This is a genomic window from Pseudomonas sp. UBA6323, assembly GCF_002439135.1.
In the GTDB taxonomy this organism is placed as follows: domain Bacteria; phylum Pseudomonadota; class Gammaproteobacteria; order Pseudomonadales; family Pseudomonadaceae; genus Aquipseudomonas.
Genome location: NZ_DJSX01000019.1, coordinates 44,541 through 60,347 on the forward strand (window position 1 = coordinate 44,541; position 15,807 = coordinate 60,347).

The following is a 15,807-nucleotide window of genomic DNA, read 5'->3' on the forward strand; positions in this document are numbered from 1 at the left end:
GAGCTAGAGCCATACAAGGCAAAAACAGGCGAGGAGCGCTCGGAGTCGCGCTCGACTTTACGAGCGGTAAATGAGCATGACTCACTTCGCTCGCCCCTTCGGGGCCGCACTGAAGTGCGTTAGCCGCAAGCGGCTTTCCGAGCCTGTTTTTAACGCAGTAGGGCCGACGCGCAGCAGGGCGTGAGCAGGTTCTACATCGAGTGAACGCGATGACTTGCGCTCACCCGTATTGGATTACCGTTCGAGGATCGCGGTCACACCCTGACCGCCGGCTGCGCAAATGGAAATCAGGCCGCGCCCCTCACCGGCCACCGACAGCAGCTTGGCCAGGTTGGCGACGATGCGCCCGCCGGTAGCCGCGAACGGGTGACCGGCGGCCAGCGAACTGCCCTTGACGTTCATCTTGCTGCGGTCGATGGAACCCAGCGGCGCGTTCAGGCCCAGGCGATCCCTGCAGTAGTCGGCGTCCTCCCAGGCCTTGAGCGTGCACAGCACCTGGGCCGCGAAGGCTTCGTGAATCTCGTAGTAGTCGAAGTCCTGCAGGCTCAGGCCGTTGCGCGCCAGCAGACGCGGCACCGCGTAGACCGGCGCCATCAGCAGACCTTCCTTGCCCTGGACGAAATCCACCGCCGCCGCCTCTCCATCGCGCAGGTAGGCCAGCACCGGCAGGCCGCGGGCCTGGGCCCACTCCTCGCTCGCCAGCAGCACTACTGAGGCGCCATCGGTCAGCGGCGTGGAATTGGCCGGGGTCAGGGTACCGCGCGGGCCGCGCTCGAAGCAGGGCTTGAGAGAGGCGAGCTTTTCGGCGCTGATGTCCGGGCGCAGGTTCTGGTCGCGAGTCAGGCCGAGAAACGGCGTCATCAGGTCGTCCTGCCAGCCTTCGGCATAGGCCGCGGCCAGCTTCTGGTGGCTGGCCAGCGCCAGCTGATCCTGCTCGTCGCGCGGGATGGCCCAGCGCTGCGCCATCAGTTCGCAGTGCTCGCCCATCGACAGCCCGGTGCGCGGCTCGCCGTTGCGCGGGATGTGCGGCGCCAGGTGGCGCGGGCGAATCTTCAGCAGGCTCTTGACCTTGTCACCGGTGCTCTTGGCCCGGTTGGCTTCCAGCAGAATCTGCCGCAGCCCCTCGTTGACCCCGATAGGCGCGTCGGAGGTGGTGTCGACGCCGCCGGCGATGCCGCAGTCGATCTGCCCGAGGGCAATCTTGTTGGCCACCAGGATCGCCGCTTCCACGCCCGTACCGCAGGCCTGCTGCAGGTCGTAGGCCGGGGTTTCCGGCGCCAGGCGCGAGCCCAGCACGCATTCGCGAGTCAGGTTGAAATCTCGCGAATGCTTGAGCACTGCACCGGCTACCACCTCACCGAGGCGTTCGCCGTGCAGGTTGAAGCGCTCCACCAGCCCTTCGAGGGCGCTGGTCAGCATCTGCTGGTTGCTCGCCCTGGCGTAGACGGTGTTGGAACGGGCGAACGGAATACGGTTGCCGCCTACGATGGCGACCCGGCGCAACTGGGCCATAAGGACTCCTTGCTGGTCGAAGAGCTGAATGAAATCAGGCATACACTTTAGCCTGCCGGCCGCACAGGCAGGGCAATCGCCTGACCGGAAGGCCAATGTGGCCGAGCAAACACCTGTGACACCTTGTAGGAGCGAATTTTTCGCGAATGAATTCGCGCCCACATCTTTTGGTCCAACAGGCTAAACCTCAGGCAGGCACGAACATTGGCCGCCTTGCCGGTGCATGAGGCAACAGAGTCAATTGCGCTTTGCCTGTCGCCGCGTACAGTGACACGACTTTCGATTCGCCCGCAGGAGTCTTTCATGTCCGATCGTTATCTCTCCTTCGCCAACTCTTCCACCGGCCGCCGCCTGGTTGGTGCCCTTGGCCTGCCGGCGCCAGTGCGCCTGGAACGCTGGATGGCCGGCCGCGTGAGACCGGTGGACGGCGCGCTGCTGCTGGGCGGTGACGGCGAACTGCTGACGGCCGTGCTGCCTTTCGCCAACAAGCTCACCGATCAGTTGTTCAGCGCTCGCGAGGGCCAACTGCAATTGCCACGCTGGACCGCCGAGCACGGTCCGAAGCTCAAGGCGCTGGTATTCGACGCCAGCCACCTGACCCGCTTCGAGCAACTGATCGACCTGCGCGACTTCTTCCAGCCAACCTTCAAGGGCCTGGCCAACAGCCCGCGCGTGGTGGTGCTGGGCCGCGCCCCCGAGTCGCTCAAGGATCCCGTCGCCGCCAGCGTGCAGCGTTCGCTGGAGGGCTTCACCCGCTCGCTGGGCAAGGAGATTCGCCGCGGCGGCAGCGTGCAGCTGCTGTATGTCGGCAAGGGTGGCGATCAGCAGCTGGAAGGTGCGCTGCGCTTCTTCCTCTCGCCGAAGAGCGCCTATGTCTCAGGCCAGGTGCTGCGCCTGGGCGCCTGCACCGAACAGGTCAGGGACTGGACTCGCCCGCTGGCCGGCAAGAAGGCGCTGGTCACCGGCGCCTCGCGCGGCATCGGCGCCTCCATCGCCGAAGTGCTCGCCCGTGATGGCGCCGACGTGGTGCTGCTCGACGTACCCCAGGCTGCCGACGCACTGCAGGCTCTGGCAGCGCGCCTGGGTGGGCAGGCGGTGACCCTGGATATCTGCGCCGAAGACGCGCCGCAGCGCCTGGTCGAGGCGCTACCCGAGGGCCTGGATATCGTCGTGCACAACGCCGGCATCACTCGCGACAAGACCTTGGCGAAGATGAGCGATGCCTTCTGGAACTCGGTGATTGACGTCAATCTCAAGGCCCCGCAGGTGCTGACCCAGGCGCTGCTGGACGCCGACAAGCTGCATGACAACGGCCGCGTGGTACTGATCGCCTCGATCAGTGGCATTGCCGGCAACATGGGCCAGACCAATTACGCAGTGAGCAAGGCCGGCGTGATAGGCCTGGCCCAGGCCTGGGCGCCGGCCCTGGCGAAGAAAGGCATCAGCATCAATGCCGTGGCCCCCGGCTTTATCGAAACCCAGATGACCGCCGCCATTCCGCTGGGTATCCGCGAAGCCGGGCGACGGATGAACTCCATGAGCCAGGGCGGCCTGCCGCAGGATGTTGCCGAAGCCGTGGCCTGGTTCGCCCAGCCCGGTTCGGGGGCGGTGAGCGCGCAGGTGCTGCGCGTGTGTGGGCAGAGCCTGCTGGGCGCCTGAGACCGTGGCGAGGGGCTGAAGCGGATCGCCGCCCAGGCGATTTACTGTGGTGGGAGGCGCTTCAGCGGCGACGGTCGCGGCTAAAGCCCCACCCACAGGATGGCATCACACCTTGCCGCGCTTGCGAAACTCCACCGGGGTTTCGCCGACCCAGCGCTTGAATGCGCGGTAAAAGGTGCTCGGCTCGGAAAAACCGGTGCGCTCGACGATCACCTCGATACGCTCGTCGGTCTTGAGCAGCAGCTCCTTGGCCAGGCGGCAGCGGTAGTCGGTGATCAGGTCGTTGAAGCGCACGCCGGCCATGGCCAGCCTCTCGCGCAGGCGCCGCGCCGGCATGTTCAGGCGAGCGGCCACCTGCTCCAGCGTCGCGCCGCCGTCGACCAGCAGTTCGGCGATCAGCTCACGCACCTGGCGCACCAGATCCAGCCTTTCCATCTCTGCCAGTTGTCGCCGGGCCAGCGACTCAGGCATGCGCAGCAGCACCGGCGCCGCAGGGCGCGGGGCCTTGTCCAGCACCGCGGCGTCGAACAGCAGCGCGCAGTCCTCGGCGCCCAGGCGCACCGGGCAGCCGTAGATCGCCTGGTAGCGCTCGGCGGGCGCGCCCGCGGCATGTATGAAGCCCACTTCACGCGGGCGGAAATCGTTTTCGGTCAGCGCGGCGAACAGGCGGATCACCGCGCCGGCGAGCATCTCCGGGAAGTGCCGCGGCGTATCGGCCTCCACGCCCAGGGTCAGCACGGCTATCTCGCCGTCTACGTCCAGCCGCGCATTGAGGGTATCGGAGAGCAGGCGCACGTAGCGCAGCGCATGGCGCAGTCCGGCGCCGAAGGTTTCGCTGGAGAGGAACAGGTATTCCAGCAGCAGGCCGTGAAAGGCCGGCAGGTGCTGGGCCAGGTACAGGCCGACATGCTCCTCGCCGCACTCTTCGCTGGCGGCCTTCCAGAACACGGCCTGGGCGGCATGAGGGAAACGGCCAGCGGGCAGCCCGCCAGGAGGCAGGCCGACATGCACCAGCACGCGGTCAGCATCGTTTCCGCTGGCGCGCAGGGCATCGATTACCGGGCGCATCAGCGCCACATCGTCGGTCAGATCACGCATGATTTCTGCTGTTGTTCTTATTCGTGAGCATTATTCGTGAGCCGCGCCATCTTAGGGCTGCGGACCACCGCGCGCAAACACGCAGCAGACCGATTGACTGCCCTGCACAGACGCCAGGCAGAACAGCCAATGACAGCGCAGGTCTGAGGGTTAAGCTGCTGTCATCCATTTGCCAAGGAGTTCGCCAATGGCCATCGACTGGCTCGATCTCGATACCCCACCGGCCCTGCCCGGCCTGTTTCTGCGTGCCGCGCTGCGGCGCAAGGTGACAGGCCGTCAATTACCCGATATTGGCCTGCGCTGCCCAGTGATCGTGGACCCGAAGCACCTGGCGCGCTATCGCCAGGTCTGCGGCCTTGCCGAGAGCGCCTATCTGCCGCCGGTCTACCCGCACATCCTCGCCTTCCCACTGCAGATGCAGCTGCTCACCGACCGCCGCTTCCCCTTCCCGCTGCTGGGTCTGGTGCATCTGGAAAACCGCATCCGCGTGCTGCGCCCGCTGGGTGGGTTGGGCCCGTTCCAGGTCAGCGTGCAGGCGACCGACCTGCAGCCGCACGACAAGGGCGCCACGTTCAGCGTGATTACCCGCCTGGAAGACCAGCTCGGCCTGCTCAGGGAAGGCGACAGCCGCATCCTCTGCCGCGCCCTGCGCCTCGACGCACAGCCGCAGCCCCGAGCCGAACAGGAGCCCCTGCCGCTGGCGCCGCTGACCGACTGGGCCGCGCCCGCCGATACCGGCCGGCGTTACGCCCGCGTGGCTGGTGACTACAACCCGATCCACCTGCATGCACTGACGGCGCGACTGTTCGGCTTCCCCCGCGCCATCGCCCACGGTCTGTGGAACAAGGCGCGCAGCCTGGGGGCACTGCAGGCACACCTGCCGCAGGCCAGCTACGAAGTGCAGGTGCGCTTCCAGAAACCGGTGCTGCTGCCCACCCACCTGGCCCTGCAGGCCAGCGAACCGGCTGCAAGCGGCCAGTTCCGCCTGATTGGTGAAGACGATACGCCGCATATGGCCGGAAGCTGGCAGCCGTTGATTGCCTGACGTAGCCCGGATGCAATCCGGGGTGGATATTCTCGACACGCGCCCCCGGATTGCATCCGGGCTACGGGCCATGCTGGGGAGAGAGGTGATTCAAGCGGCGCCAGTATTTCCGGGTAACCCTCTCCCGCAAGCGGGAGAGGGGAGACAACCCGCGCGCCGTTCTAGCCTGGATGAAATCCGGGGGCTGCCCGCCGCTGGCTGGATTGATCGCGGCTGAAGCCGCTCCTACACCATGCAAGCCCCGCCTTTCGCGCACCACACCTTGCAGCGCGTAGCGTTCGAGCCGAAGCTATGCGGCTCGAAAGGAGCCGCCCCATGAACATCGCTGCACTCACCGCGCGCATGCACGCCATTCGCGATCACAACGACTGGCGCCGTTACCAGAGCCCGAAGAACCTGGTCATGGCCGCCAGCGTGGAAATGGCCGAGCTGGTGGAAATCTTCCAGTGGCTGAGCGAGGAGCAGTCCCGCCAGTTGCCCCCAGAGCAGCTCGCCCACGCCGGCCAGGAAGTGGCCGACGTGGTGCTCTACCTGCTGCAACTGTGCAGCGAGCTGGGTCTGGATATGAATCAGGCCGTGCTCGACAAGCTCGCCGACAACGAACGGCGCTTTCTCAAATGAGCGACCGCCACTTCGACGAACTCGCCACCCGCTTCGCCGAGAAGATCTACGGCGGCGCCAAGGGTGCCATCCGACTCGCCGTGCTGCAGGCCGACCTGGCCGAAGCGCTGCCGGACCGCCCGTTGCGCGTGCTGGATGTCGGCGCAGGGCTTGGCCACATGAGCCTGTGGCTGGCCCAGCGCGGCCATCAGGTCACCCTGGCCGAACCTGCCGAACCCATGCTCACCGGGGCACGCCAACGCTTCGCCGAAGCCGGACAGAGCGCCGCCTTCATCCAGGCGCCCTGGCAGGAGCTGCTCGGCCAGCTGCAGGGACCCTTCGATCTGGTGCTGTGCCATGCCGTGCTGGAATGGCTGGCCGAGCCGGCGGCCATCCTGCCGGTGCTGCACCAGCTGACAGCCAAGGATGGATGGCTGTCGCTAGCCTTCTACAACAAGGACGCGCTGATCTATCGCAACCTGCTCAAGGGGCACTTCCGCAAACTGCGCAAGGAACGCTTCGCTGGCGAAGGTCAGAGCCTGACCCCGCAGCGCCCGCTCGACCCACGCGAGCTGGACACGCAACTCAGCGAGTACTGGCAGGTCGAAAGCCGTAGCGGCGTGCGCGTTTTCCACGACTACATGCCGCAGGAATTCCAGGCCAAGGCCGAGCTGATCGACCTGCTGGAAATGGAGCTGGCCCATCGGCGCCACCCCACTTTCGCCGGCCTGGGCCGCTACCTGCACTGGATCTGTCGGCGGACCTGAGCACATTGGACGAAGCCGACAGCCCGGCGTAGCCTGAAGCCATCGGGGATGTCGCGCGCGACCACGGAGACGACCATGCGCACTGCCATAGCCATACTCATCCTGCCGCTGCTGGCCGCCTGCCAGGGCCAGAACCCCTACCAGGCCGAGTCGCTACCCATGCCACCGGCACCACCCGAAGCGGCCACGACTTTCGACCGCAGCGCCTACCCGGCAGCGCCGCGCGATTACGGACGCTACCGCAACTGGAGCTGGCTGGACGGCCGCGTGCCCAGCAGTGAACTGGCCGACAGCGTCAGCGCTGGCCTCGATCAATACGGCCTGCGCCCGGCGCTCAATGGCCCCGGCGATGTGCTGGTTAGCGCCCGCATCAGCCAGGAAACCCGACTGCGCCAGTATCAGGACAACGTCGGCGGCTACTATGGCACCGGCAGCGACTGGGATCGCCGCTACGGCGCCTACGGCAGCGTACCCATCGTGCGCACCTACGAGCAGAAAGTGGCCGTGGTACGCATCGAACTGATCGACCCACGCGACCGTCAGGTGGTCTGGTCCGGTAGCGGTGAAGCCGTGGCCGGCAAGGATCAGGCGGCCCAGACCGATGCCATGCGCGTGGCCATCCGCGCGGCGCTGGACGGTTATCCCCCTTATTGATCGAGCGTTCTGGAGAACGACATGCGTACCCTGCCCTACCTGCTTCTCGCCTTGCTGCTGAGTGGTTGCGCCAGCGTCAGCCTGGAGCGCGACTTCGACCCCAGTCGTGATTTCGCCGCCTACCGCACCTGGAGCTGGATGGACGACAAGCTCGCCTATCAACCCGATGACGCCCGCCTGAAGAGTGACATCACCGAGGCGCGCATCAGCCAGGCCGTGGCCGAACAACTCGACCAGCGCGGCCTGCGTCAGGCCACCGATGGCAAGGGCGACCTCAAGGTGCAGAGCGTGCTGATCGTCGACCAGCGCCAGGACCAGATCACCACCCAGAACGGCGGTGGCTGGGGTGGCTATTGGGGCGGTTACTGGGGTGGCCCGGCCTTCACCGAAACGCGCCGCGTGGACTACAAGGTCGCCACCCTGCAGATCGATCTGTACGACGCCAGGGACGGCAAGCTGGTATGGCGCGGCAGCGGCGAGCAGATCATGCGCAGCCAGCCGCCGACACCCGCCGAACGCGAACGGGCGATCCGCGAAATCGTGGCCCAGGTGCTCTCGCAATATCCACCGCGCTGACAGGGCCAACCGGTTTGAAGGCGAACCTGCAACACCGCCCGGCCACGTCCTCCGACCTCGGCGTCGTGGCCGGTTTCCCGCAGAACCTCGATGAGCTGTTCTTCTGCTACCCCAGGGCCACCTGGCCGCTGGGCGTCGACCAGCTTGCCGCCGCCGTCGCCGAGCGGCGCGAAAGCACCGTGGCCGAACTTGCCGGCAGAGTCGCCGGCTTCGCCAATTTCTACCAATGGCAGCTCGGCGAATTCTGCGCGCTGGGTAACCTGATGGTGGCGCCCTGGGCCCGCAGCCAGGGCGTGGCCCAGTACCTGGTGGAAGTGATGGAAACTTTCGCGCGGGAACGCTATAAGGCGCCGCTGATGAAGGTGTCCTGCTTCAACGCCAACGCCGGCGGCCTGCTGCTCTACACCCGCCTCGGCTACCGCGCCGCCGGCATCGTCGAACGCCGCGCGCCGGACGGCAGCCGCGTGGCGTTGGTGCAGCTGGAAAAAGCCCTGCTTTAACGCCCTCGCCGCAAAACCCGATTGTCCTCCCTGGAGTTACCCATGAACCATCTCAGCGGCTGGTTGCTGGCCCTGCCCTTTCTCGCTGGCGCAGTGTTGCCTCTGCAGGCCGGTATCAATGGCCAACTTGCCCGTCACCTTTCCAGTGTCTTCGCCGCTGCGCTGATTTCCTTCGCAGTTGGCAGCCTGGCGTTGCTGCTGATGACCCTGAGCCAGCGCGAACTGCCCGGCCTTGGCGCGCTCAAGGAGCTGACCTGGTGGCACTGGAGCGGCGGCCTGCTCGGCGCTTTCTTCATCGCCACCGCAGCCTTCGCCGGGCCGCGTGTTGGCGCGCTGCTGTTCATGGTGCTGGTGATCGCCGGCCAACTGGCCATGGCCATCACCCTCGACCATTTCGGCTGGGCCGGCTTTCGCGAATCCCCCGTCACCCTGGGCAAGGTGGCGGGGCTGGCATTGATCGTCGCCGGAATCTGGATGATCCGGCGCGGCTGAATCACTTGCGCTCGAAGCGGTAGAACAGGTTGGGCTCGCTGGCGAGGTACAGGGTGCCCTGGTCATCGAAGGTCACCCCTTCGCCCTGCGGCACGCTGTCCTGCAGGCCGGCGAAGCCGCCGAGCAACGAGCGGAAGCTGACCAGGCGGCCGTCCCGATCCAGTTCGACCAACAGCTTGGATTCGTCGCTCAGCGCCACCAGATGGCCGGTGCGGTCATCGAAGTGCACCGATGCCAGGTCGGTGACCGGCATCTGCTCGACCCACTCCTGCCGATCTATGATCTCCAGGTCGAAGTCGCCAGCCATGCTGCGCTTGAGTCCGCGAATCTCGTAGAGCTTGCGCGGCGAGTGTTCCTTGACCACGAACAGGCGGTCACCCGCACGGTCGTAGCCCAGCCCCTCGAAGCCCTCATTGCCTCCCAGGCCGATGCCCAGCGTCAGCGCACGATAGTCCTCGCGAAACAGCGGCCCCGGCTTCTCCGGCACCCGCACCATGACCAGCGCGTGGTTGCGCTCCTCGGCCAGCAACAACAGGCCGTCGCCGAGATAGGTCACACCCTCGACGTCGGAAAAACCGCTCAGGGGGTAGCGGCCCAGCAGCTCGCCCTCACGATCGAGCAGCAACAACTGCTCCGGATTGTTCACCACCGCCCAGATCTGCTGACGATCGTCGTCGTAGCTCAAGCCGGAAAAATTGTCGGTCACGCCGCCAACAGCTTTGGCATCGATGCTCACGCGGTATTCGGGTAGCCACAAACTGCGCGGCTCCCAGGTGTCTTCGTACCAGCTGGTCTTGGCCCAGAAATACAGGCGATCATCCAAATGCAGATCGCGCACCTGATGAATGGCCAGCAGCGAGAACAATAACAGCGCCCATTTCCATGGACTCACGACAGGTAGCCTTCCTAGCCTCCCCATAATGGCGGACAGCATCGAAAGCTCTCGCATTAAGTAGTGGATACGCCGCAGTGTGCCGGACCGATGTTGCAGTTGGTCGACTCCCAGGCACATTTGGGACAGCCTGATGTTAGAGCGGTTCAGCCCGCCAAGCGGAACAAAGGTAACCAAGCGTGATTAGCACTCTCGCCAGCGTCTTACCGCACGGCGGATACTGGCATTGCGACATGATTTGCCTCGTCAAACGCGCTATGCTCCGGCGAGCAGCTTCTGTGATCACAAAAATGACCAATGCCGAAGTACCGCTCCAGCCCAATACCTTCGCCCTGTGGCGTGAAGTGGATGACACCCGAATTCGCACGCGCCTGGGGGGTATCTTTTATCTGCTCGCCTGGCTTCTGACCTGGGTCTTCAGCGCTGCGCCGGGCGAACTGATTCTTGGCGGAGTGCTAGGTTGCGCGCTGTTCGGCGCACTCCTGGCGGCACGTCTGCTGCACCGGCCCGATGGCCTGCACAAGCCCGAGCAATTGCAGCGCTGGCTGGATCGTCACTGGGGACTGATCCTCTTGACCGCGCTGTGCTGGGGCCAGGCTCACGCCCTGGCGCTGTACGACGATGCCTATAACGATTCGGAAATGGTCGCCACCCTGGCCACGGTGGCCTTCAGCACGGCGATGACCTTCAACTTCGCCATGCGCCGTGGCCGCGCGCTGCTGGCGCTGGGGCTGCTCTACCTGCCAGGCCTGCTGGTGATGGCGCTGAACTGGCAGCAACAGCATGCGATGCTGATCACGCTGACCTTTTACCTAGGTTATCTGGCGCTGGTACTCGGCCGCAATCACCGCGAATACCGAGCCACGCTCGATTTGGAATTGAAGCTGCTCGAGCAGCAAAACCAGCTCGACCTACTCAGCCGCACCGATAGCCTGACGCAGCTGGGCAATCGCTATCAGTTCAACAACCTGTTCCCCAGCCTGGTGGCCAATGCCGTGCGCCAGGGCGAACAGTTATCGCTGGTTCTGATGGACATCGACTTCTTCAAGAAAGTGAACGATGAGCATGGCCATGCCGGCGGCGATGCCTGCCTGAGCGCGTTCGCCGAGCGCATGCGTAAGGTGTTCCGTCGCGATGCCGACGCACTGCTGCGCCTTGGCGGCGAGGAATTCGGTGTATTACTGCCCGGCACCACCCTGGCTCAGGCATGGGACCTGGCAGAGCACTTTCGTCAGGAACTGGAGAGCGAGGGCCTGCTGCTGGCCGGCCAGCGCCTGGAGCTAACGACCAGCCTCGGCGTCGGCTGCTTCAGCAAACGGCACGATGGCGACGCCGACGCCTTCTTCCGGCGCGTGGATGGCGCGCTGTATCGCGCCAAACGCGAGGGCCGCAACCGCCTGGTCGCGGCCGATCACTGAGGCATGGCGGCCTCAGGATCGCGCGGGGTTGAAGTAGGGCTCGCAGGGGCGCCCAGGCTGGGCGCACCCGAGCGGCGACAATCGCTGCGACAGCACACCCTACGAAAGCCATCACGACTAGAGGCGGAACTTGCCCATCTGCCCGGTCAGATCGTCAGCCAGGCGGCTCAGCGTCTGGCAATCCTCGCGACAGGCGCGTACCTCACCGGCGGTAGCGTGCGCCAGATCAGCGATGCCCTGCACGTTACGATTGATCTCCTCGGTCACCGAACTCTGCTCTTCGGTCGCTGCCGCCACCTGGGTATTCATGTCACTGATGCGTTCGACCTGTTCAGTGATGGCCCCCAGAGACTGCCCGGTACGCTGGCTGGATTCGACGCCGGTGCTGGTGGCCGACTGGCCGGCATGCATCGAGCTGACCGCGGTTTCCGCGCCCTGCTTGAGGCGCTGGATCATCTGCTGGATCTCGTCGGTCGAGGCCTGGGTGCGGCTGGCCAGAGTGCGTACCTCATCGGCCACCACGGCGAAACCGCGGCCCATTTCCCCGGCCCGCGCCGCCTCGATGGCGGCGTTCAGCGCCAGCAGGTTGGTCTGCTCGGAGATGCCGCGAATCACCGCCAGTACCTGATCGATGGACGCAACCTGCTCGGCCAATTCGGTTACCGCACCCGCGGCGCTGCCAATATCGGCGGACATCCGTTCGATATGGGCGATGGACTGCCCGACCACCTGACGCGCGCTCTGCGCTTCTTCGCGGGCGCTGTGCGAGGACTGCGCAGCGTCGCTGGCGTTGCGCGCGATTTCCTGAACGGTCAAGCCCATCTCGTTCACCGCGGTAGCCACCATATCGGTCATATCCTGCTGCTGGCCCGCGCGCCCAGCGGTGTTCTCCACCACCCGCGCCACCTGGCCGACAGCAGTGCGCAGGCGCTCGCTGGTGGCCAGAACATCACCGATCAAATCGCGCTGGCTGGCGAGAAAACGGTTGAAGCCACGCGCCAGGTCGCCCAGCTCATCAGCCCGCGATTCATCCAGACGCCGCGTCAGGTCGCCACCACCGCCGCCGATCTCCACCAGCGCCTGAGTCACCTGACGGATCGGCCGTACCAGGCCACGCGCCAGCAGTACCACCAGGCCAAGGAACAGCAGCGCCACGGCCACGCCGATCAGGCTGGTCATCAGCAGCGCCTGACGCGCCTCGGCGTAGACTTCGGCCTCCGGCACTTCGCTGACCAGCAGCCAGTCGATGCTGGCGAACTTCTGCGCCACGGCAAGAAAGGTCTCGCCATTGCGCTCGAAGCGCAGCGCACGGCTGTCGCCAGCCAGAACCTGGCGGCTGGCATCGGCGCCGAACAGCTCACCGAGCTTGCCACTGCCGCTCAGCTGCGAATTGGGGTGGACCTTGACGTTGCCCTGGCTGTCGATCAGGAACACCTGGCCACGCTCGCCGAAGCGGAAGTCGCTGATCATTTTCGACATGTCCGCCAGGCTATAGCCCAAGCCAGACACGCCAAGCGTCTTGCCGCCGCGCTTGATGCGCTGGTTGATGAACAGCGTGGGCTGGCGCGTGGTCTTGTCGATGTCGATCTCCAGCACGCGGTCGCGCTCGCCGTCGATCAGGCGATAGAACCACTGGTTCTCCGCCTGGCTGCGGTCGAGCGTGCGCACCAGCCCTTCGCCGGTGGTGTAGTTGCCACTGGCCAGGGCGACGATGGAAGTGGTCATGGCGTTCTGCTGGGCGCGCACGCTTTCGAGATAACGAGCAAACTCGTCGCGCCGTGCGGCCTCCTCGCCCGCCGCAAGCCAGTCCTGCACCAAACTGTTCTCGGCAATCGAGGCGTTGGCGGTAATCGGCGCGGTCAGCACTCGCTCCAGGTCGTTGCGAATCGCCAGTACCCGAGCCGGCAGCGCCTCTTCGATCAGGTAGCGCTCGGTCAGACGGTCCACCACCGCGGAGTAGATGCCGACGACGATGAGAATGCTGGTCAGCAGGGCCGCGCCCATGCTGAGGATCAATTGCCACTGAATACTGCGTTGCCAGAGGCGCATGGAGGCTTCTCCCGGTTGTTCTTGTAATGGGCCAGGCAATTGGATACAAAAATGTACACAAATTGCAATTGCTTACCGCCTGGTTTCATATCGGCGGCGCACGGCCAGGCTTTATTCACAAGATTCGGCACCATGGGCAGCAGTGACCGGTGCTGATGCCAGAGCGGCCGCTGGCCGCGGCTTGGCGGTCGACTCGCCTCAGGGCCCGACGCTAAATTCCAGACGAGCGGTCTGCCCGCCTTCGTCGAGCACGCTCAACTGATGCCGGCCACTGTCGAAGGCGTGACCGAAGGACGCATCCAGGGCACTATCGCCCACTGGCTGGCCATCGAGAAACCACCAGCGCCGGCCATTGCCGCCCAGAGCGGACAGGCTGAGGCGCAGGGGTTCGTGACTGCCCTGCGGCCGGCGTAGGCGATCACCATCGCGTACACCGACGATGGAAAGCGGCGCCACCTGGCTGCTACGTGGCGGTGGACAGCCCGGATCGATACTCGGCAAACGTGCAGTACGTCGTTCCCGTCGTGGCAACCAGGGTTCCAGTGGCGCCGGCCACAACGCCAGCTCGCGCGTCTTGGCACCCGCACAGGCAGGCCCGACGCGATGCCCCTCGGCATTGATCCAGTAACGTTCGCGCAAGCCACTGCCCAGCGGCTGATCGGCGGCCTGCAAGGTCGGTGGCGTGGTGCCCTCCAACGTCCAGGCGAAACGCAGGCGTCGACAGTTGGGATCGTCCCTGCTCATTGGCTGGCCCAGCGGCCAGCAGATGGCGGCCACGCCAACCTCGGCCGGCTGCGGATCGGCCGGCGCCGCGATGCCCCGCTGACTGTCGCGGTTGACCAGCAGATCATGCACCTGCAGCAATAGCGGCGCGGCCGAGGCCAGACCGAACTGGCCGGGCACAGGGGTGCCGTCCGGGCGACCGATCCAGATGCCGATCAGATGGCGCGGACCGACGCCAATGGCCCAGGCGTCGCGAAAGCCATAGCTGGTGCCGGTCTTCCAGGCCAGGGTCGGACGCTGCGCCAGCTGCGCGCGCGGATCGCGATCCGGCCTAGCCTGACCGCTGAGAATGCGCCGGATTATCCAGGCCGAACCGGGCGACAGTAGGCGGCGCTCGCGCAGCTCGTCATCCGGCTGCAGACGCGGGCGGGCGGTCATGCCGCCACGGGCGAAGGCGCTGTAGCCGGTCACCAGTGATTCCAGCCGCGAGCCACCGCCACCGAGAATCAGCGCCAGGTTGGGCTCGGCCAGCGCTGGCAGACGAATCGGCAGCCCCGCGCTGCGCAGCTCGCCGGCGAAGCGCTTTGGCCCGTATGCCTCCAGCAACTGCACGGCAGGCAGATTGAGTGAGGTAGCCAAAGCTTCACTGGCCGACACTGGGCCGATGAAGCCGGCGGCGAAGTTGCCGGGGCGGTAGTCACCGTAATGCCGCGGCACGTCCTGCAGCAGTGACTCGGAGTGGATCAGCCCGGCATCCAGCGCCATGCCGTAAAGGAAGGGCTTGAGCGTCGAGCCGGGCGAACGCAGGGCGCGCACCATGTCGACGTGGCCAAAGCGCGAGGTGTCGCCGATATCCACCGAGCCGAGATAGGCGCGAACCGCCATGCTCTCGTGCTCCACTACCAGGATCGCCGCCGAGGTGCGCTCGGGCAGGCGCGCACGCCAGCCCAGCAGCAGGTCTTCCAGGCGCAGCTGCAAACCGGCATCGAGGGTGGTGCGAATCAGCGGCGGGCTGCCGGCACGGTTCAGCCGCCTCGCCAACAAGGGCGCCAGGCTCGGTTCGCGGCGCGGCGCGAGAAACACCGGCTCTTCCAGCGCTTCGTCCACTTGGATCTGCGGCCACACCTGGAACTCACCCAGGCGGCGCAGCACCTTGTCGCGCGCCGCCTGGGCGCGCTCAGGATGGCGATCCGGGCGCAAGCGGCTGGGCGCCTGCGGCAGCACGGCGAGCAGCGCGGCATCGGCGCGGGTGAGCTGGCTTGGCGGCTTGCCCAGATAACTCCAACTGGCAGCGGCCACGCCCTGCAAGGTGCCACCGAAGGGCGCACGATTCAGATACAGGGTGAGGATTTCGTCCTTGGACAGATGCCACTCCAGCTGCGCGGTGCGCCATAGCTGCTTGAGCTTGCCGGGCAGGTCACGGCCATGCGGATCGAGCAACCGCGCCACCTGCATCGACAGCGTGCTGCCGCCGGACACCACACGCCCGCCGGTCAGGTTCTGCCAGGCGGCACGCCCGAGCGCCAGCGGGTTGATGCCGGGGTGCTGACGAAACCAGCGATCCTCGTAGGTCAGCAGTGCTTCGAGGTAATAGGGCGAGACTTCCTCCGGCGTCACCGGGTAGCGCCACACGCCGTCATGGTCGGCGAAACGCCACAGCGGCGTGCCATCCTCGGCCAGCACCACGCGGGCCAGGTCGTCCTCGGGCAGGGGCAGCGGGAAAAGGCGGTCGGCTAGCCAGAGCAGGGCCAGGGGGAGCAGGAGGATAAGGAGCACTCGCTGCCCTCTCCCCCAGCCCCTCTCCCGCAAGCGGGAGAGGGGA

Annotated in this window: 14 protein-coding genes and 1 pseudogene; 9 read left to right on the plus strand and 6 right to left on the minus strand. The window is 66.0% G+C overall.

Going from position 1 to position 15,807, the window contains the following annotated elements; translation table 11 throughout:
• Nucleotides 1-234 precede the first annotated feature (234 nt).
• On the minus strand, nt 235-1,512 hold the full coding sequence (locus B3P22_RS05210) for an acetyl-CoA C-acetyltransferase (protein ID WP_296270205.1): 1,278 nt from the start codon (nt 1,510-1,512) through the stop codon (nt 235-237).
• Nucleotides 1,513-1,815: 303 nt separating this feature from the next.
• Between B3P22_RS05210 and B3P22_RS05215 the strand changes: the two genes are divergently transcribed.
• A complete protein-coding gene (locus B3P22_RS05215; protein WP_296270206.1) occupies nt 1,816-3,171 on the plus strand; it encodes a 3-oxoacyl-ACP reductase in 1,356 nt (451 codons plus the stop codon).
• 105 nt (nt 3,172-3,276) lie between these two features.
• On the opposite strand, the gene B3P22_RS05220 is transcribed toward B3P22_RS05215, so the two are convergent.
• Nucleotides 3,277-4,269 carry an AraC family transcriptional regulator gene (locus B3P22_RS05220; protein ID WP_296270207.1) on the minus strand — a complete coding sequence of 331 codons (993 nt, stop codon included), beginning with the start codon at nt 4,267-4,269 and terminating at the stop codon, nt 3,277-3,279.
• Between the two features lie 187 nt (nt 4,270-4,456).
• Between B3P22_RS05220 and B3P22_RS05225 the strand changes: the two genes are divergently transcribed.
• The 7 genes from B3P22_RS05225 (at nt 4,457) to B3P22_RS05255 (ending at nt 8,903) form a co-directional block, all read left to right on the plus strand.
• Entirely contained in the window at nt 4,457-5,314 is an 858-nt protein-coding gene (locus B3P22_RS05225; RefSeq protein ID WP_296270208.1) for a MaoC/PaaZ C-terminal domain-containing protein, read from the plus strand.
• 315 nt (nt 5,315-5,629) lie between these two features.
• Nucleotides 5,630-5,935: a nucleotide pyrophosphohydrolase gene (locus B3P22_RS05230; RefSeq protein ID WP_013713988.1), complete on the plus strand. Its 306-nt coding sequence runs from the start codon at nt 5,630-5,632 to the stop codon at nt 5,933-5,935.
• A complete protein-coding gene (locus B3P22_RS05235) occupies nt 5,932-6,681 on the plus strand; it encodes a methyltransferase domain-containing protein (RefSeq protein WP_296270209.1) in 750 nt (249 codons plus the stop codon). The genes B3P22_RS05230 and B3P22_RS05235 overlap by 4 nt, the downstream gene beginning before the upstream one ends.
• A 75-nt stretch (nt 6,682-6,756) precedes the next feature.
• Complete coding sequence (locus tag B3P22_RS05240; protein ID WP_296270210.1) at nt 6,757-7,335, plus strand: DUF4136 domain-containing protein; 579 nt, start codon at nt 6,757-6,759, stop codon at nt 7,333-7,335.
• Nucleotides 7,336-7,356: 21 nt separating this feature from the next.
• On the plus strand, nt 7,357-7,911 hold the full coding sequence (locus tag B3P22_RS05245) for a DUF4136 domain-containing protein (RefSeq protein WP_296270211.1): 555 nt from the start codon (nt 7,357-7,359) through the stop codon (nt 7,909-7,911).
• A gap of 14 nt (nt 7,912-7,925) precedes the next feature.
• Nucleotides 7,926-8,411 (plus strand): GNAT family N-acetyltransferase, encoded by a 486-nt coding sequence (locus B3P22_RS05250; RefSeq protein ID WP_296270212.1) that lies wholly within the window; start codon nt 7,926-7,928, stop codon nt 8,409-8,411.
• Between the two features lie 42 nt (nt 8,412-8,453).
• Complete coding sequence (locus B3P22_RS05255; RefSeq protein ID WP_197859145.1) at nt 8,454-8,903, plus strand: DMT family transporter; 450 nt, start codon at nt 8,454-8,456, stop codon at nt 8,901-8,903.
• 1 nt (nt 8,904) lies between these two features.
• On the opposite strand, the gene B3P22_RS05260 is transcribed toward B3P22_RS05255, so the two are convergent.
• Nucleotides 8,905-9,837, minus strand: coding sequence for an SdiA-regulated domain-containing protein (locus tag B3P22_RS05260; protein WP_296270213.1), 933 nt, complete (start codon nt 9,835-9,837; stop codon nt 8,905-8,907).
• A gap of 248 nt (nt 9,838-10,085) precedes the next feature.
• On the opposite strand from B3P22_RS05260, the gene B3P22_RS05265 reads away from it, so the two are divergent.
• Nucleotides 10,086-11,213, plus strand: a complete 1,128-nt coding sequence (locus B3P22_RS05265) for a GGDEF domain-containing protein (protein ID WP_296270214.1) — start codon at nt 10,086-10,088, stop codon at nt 11,211-11,213.
• Nucleotides 11,214-11,330: 117 nt separating this feature from the next.
• Here B3P22_RS05265 and B3P22_RS23800 read toward each other — a convergent pair whose 3' ends face one another.
• From B3P22_RS23800 to pbpC, 3 genes and pseudogenes are all read right to left on the minus strand, one after another.
• On the minus strand, nt 11,331-12,068 hold the full coding sequence (locus B3P22_RS23800; protein WP_419096413.1) for a methyl-accepting chemotaxis protein: 738 nt from the start codon (nt 12,066-12,068) through the stop codon (nt 11,331-11,333).
• 126 nt (nt 12,069-12,194) lie between these two features.
• Nucleotides 12,195-13,262, minus strand: a pseudogene (locus B3P22_RS23805) (cache domain-containing protein); the annotation flags it as partial.
• A 198-nt stretch (nt 13,263-13,460) separates the two neighbouring features.
• Nucleotides 13,461-15,761, minus strand: coding sequence for a peptidoglycan glycosyltransferase PbpC (gene pbpC / locus B3P22_RS05275; protein ID WP_296270216.1), 2,301 nt, complete (start codon nt 15,759-15,761; stop codon nt 13,461-13,463).
• Between the last annotated feature and the right edge of the window lie 46 nt (nt 15,762-15,807).

Excerpts from the sequence above, each read along its gene's own strand:
- B3P22_RS05220 (WP_296270207.1), bottom strand. The coding sequence starts at position 4,269 with ATGCGTGATCTGACCGACGATGTGGCGCTGATGCGCCCGGTAATCGAT.
- B3P22_RS05240 (WP_296270210.1), top strand. The coding sequence starts at position 6,757 with ATGCGCACTGCCATAGCCATACTCATCCTGCCGCTGCTGGCCGCCTGC.
- B3P22_RS05260 (WP_296270213.1), bottom strand. The coding sequence starts at position 9,837 with ATGCTGTCCGCCATTATGGGGAGGCTAGGAAGGCTACCTGTCGTGAGT.
- B3P22_RS05265 (WP_296270214.1), top strand. The coding sequence starts at position 10,086 with ATGACCAATGCCGAAGTACCGCTCCAGCCCAATACCTTCGCCCTGTGG.
- B3P22_RS05225 (WP_296270208.1), top strand. The coding sequence starts at position 4,457 with ATGGCCATCGACTGGCTCGATCTCGATACCCCACCGGCCCTGCCCGGC.
- B3P22_RS05210 (WP_296270205.1), bottom strand. The coding sequence starts at position 1,512 with ATGGCCCAGTTGCGCCGGGTCGCCATCGTAGGCGGCAACCGTATTCCG.
- B3P22_RS05245 (WP_296270211.1), top strand. The coding sequence starts at position 7,357 with ATGCGTACCCTGCCCTACCTGCTTCTCGCCTTGCTGCTGAGTGGTTGC.
- B3P22_RS05215 (WP_296270206.1), top strand. The coding sequence starts at position 1,816 with ATGTCCGATCGTTATCTCTCCTTCGCCAACTCTTCCACCGGCCGCCGC.
- B3P22_RS05235 (WP_296270209.1), top strand. The coding sequence starts at position 5,932 with ATGAGCGACCGCCACTTCGACGAACTCGCCACCCGCTTCGCCGAGAAG.
- B3P22_RS23800 (WP_419096413.1), bottom strand. The coding sequence starts at position 12,068 with ATGACCGATATGGTGGCTACCGCGGTGAACGAGATGGGCTTGACCGTT.
- B3P22_RS05255 (WP_197859145.1), top strand. The coding sequence starts at position 8,454 with ATGAACCATCTCAGCGGCTGGTTGCTGGCCCTGCCCTTTCTCGCTGGC.
- B3P22_RS05230 (WP_013713988.1), top strand. The coding sequence starts at position 5,630 with ATGAACATCGCTGCACTCACCGCGCGCATGCACGCCATTCGCGATCAC.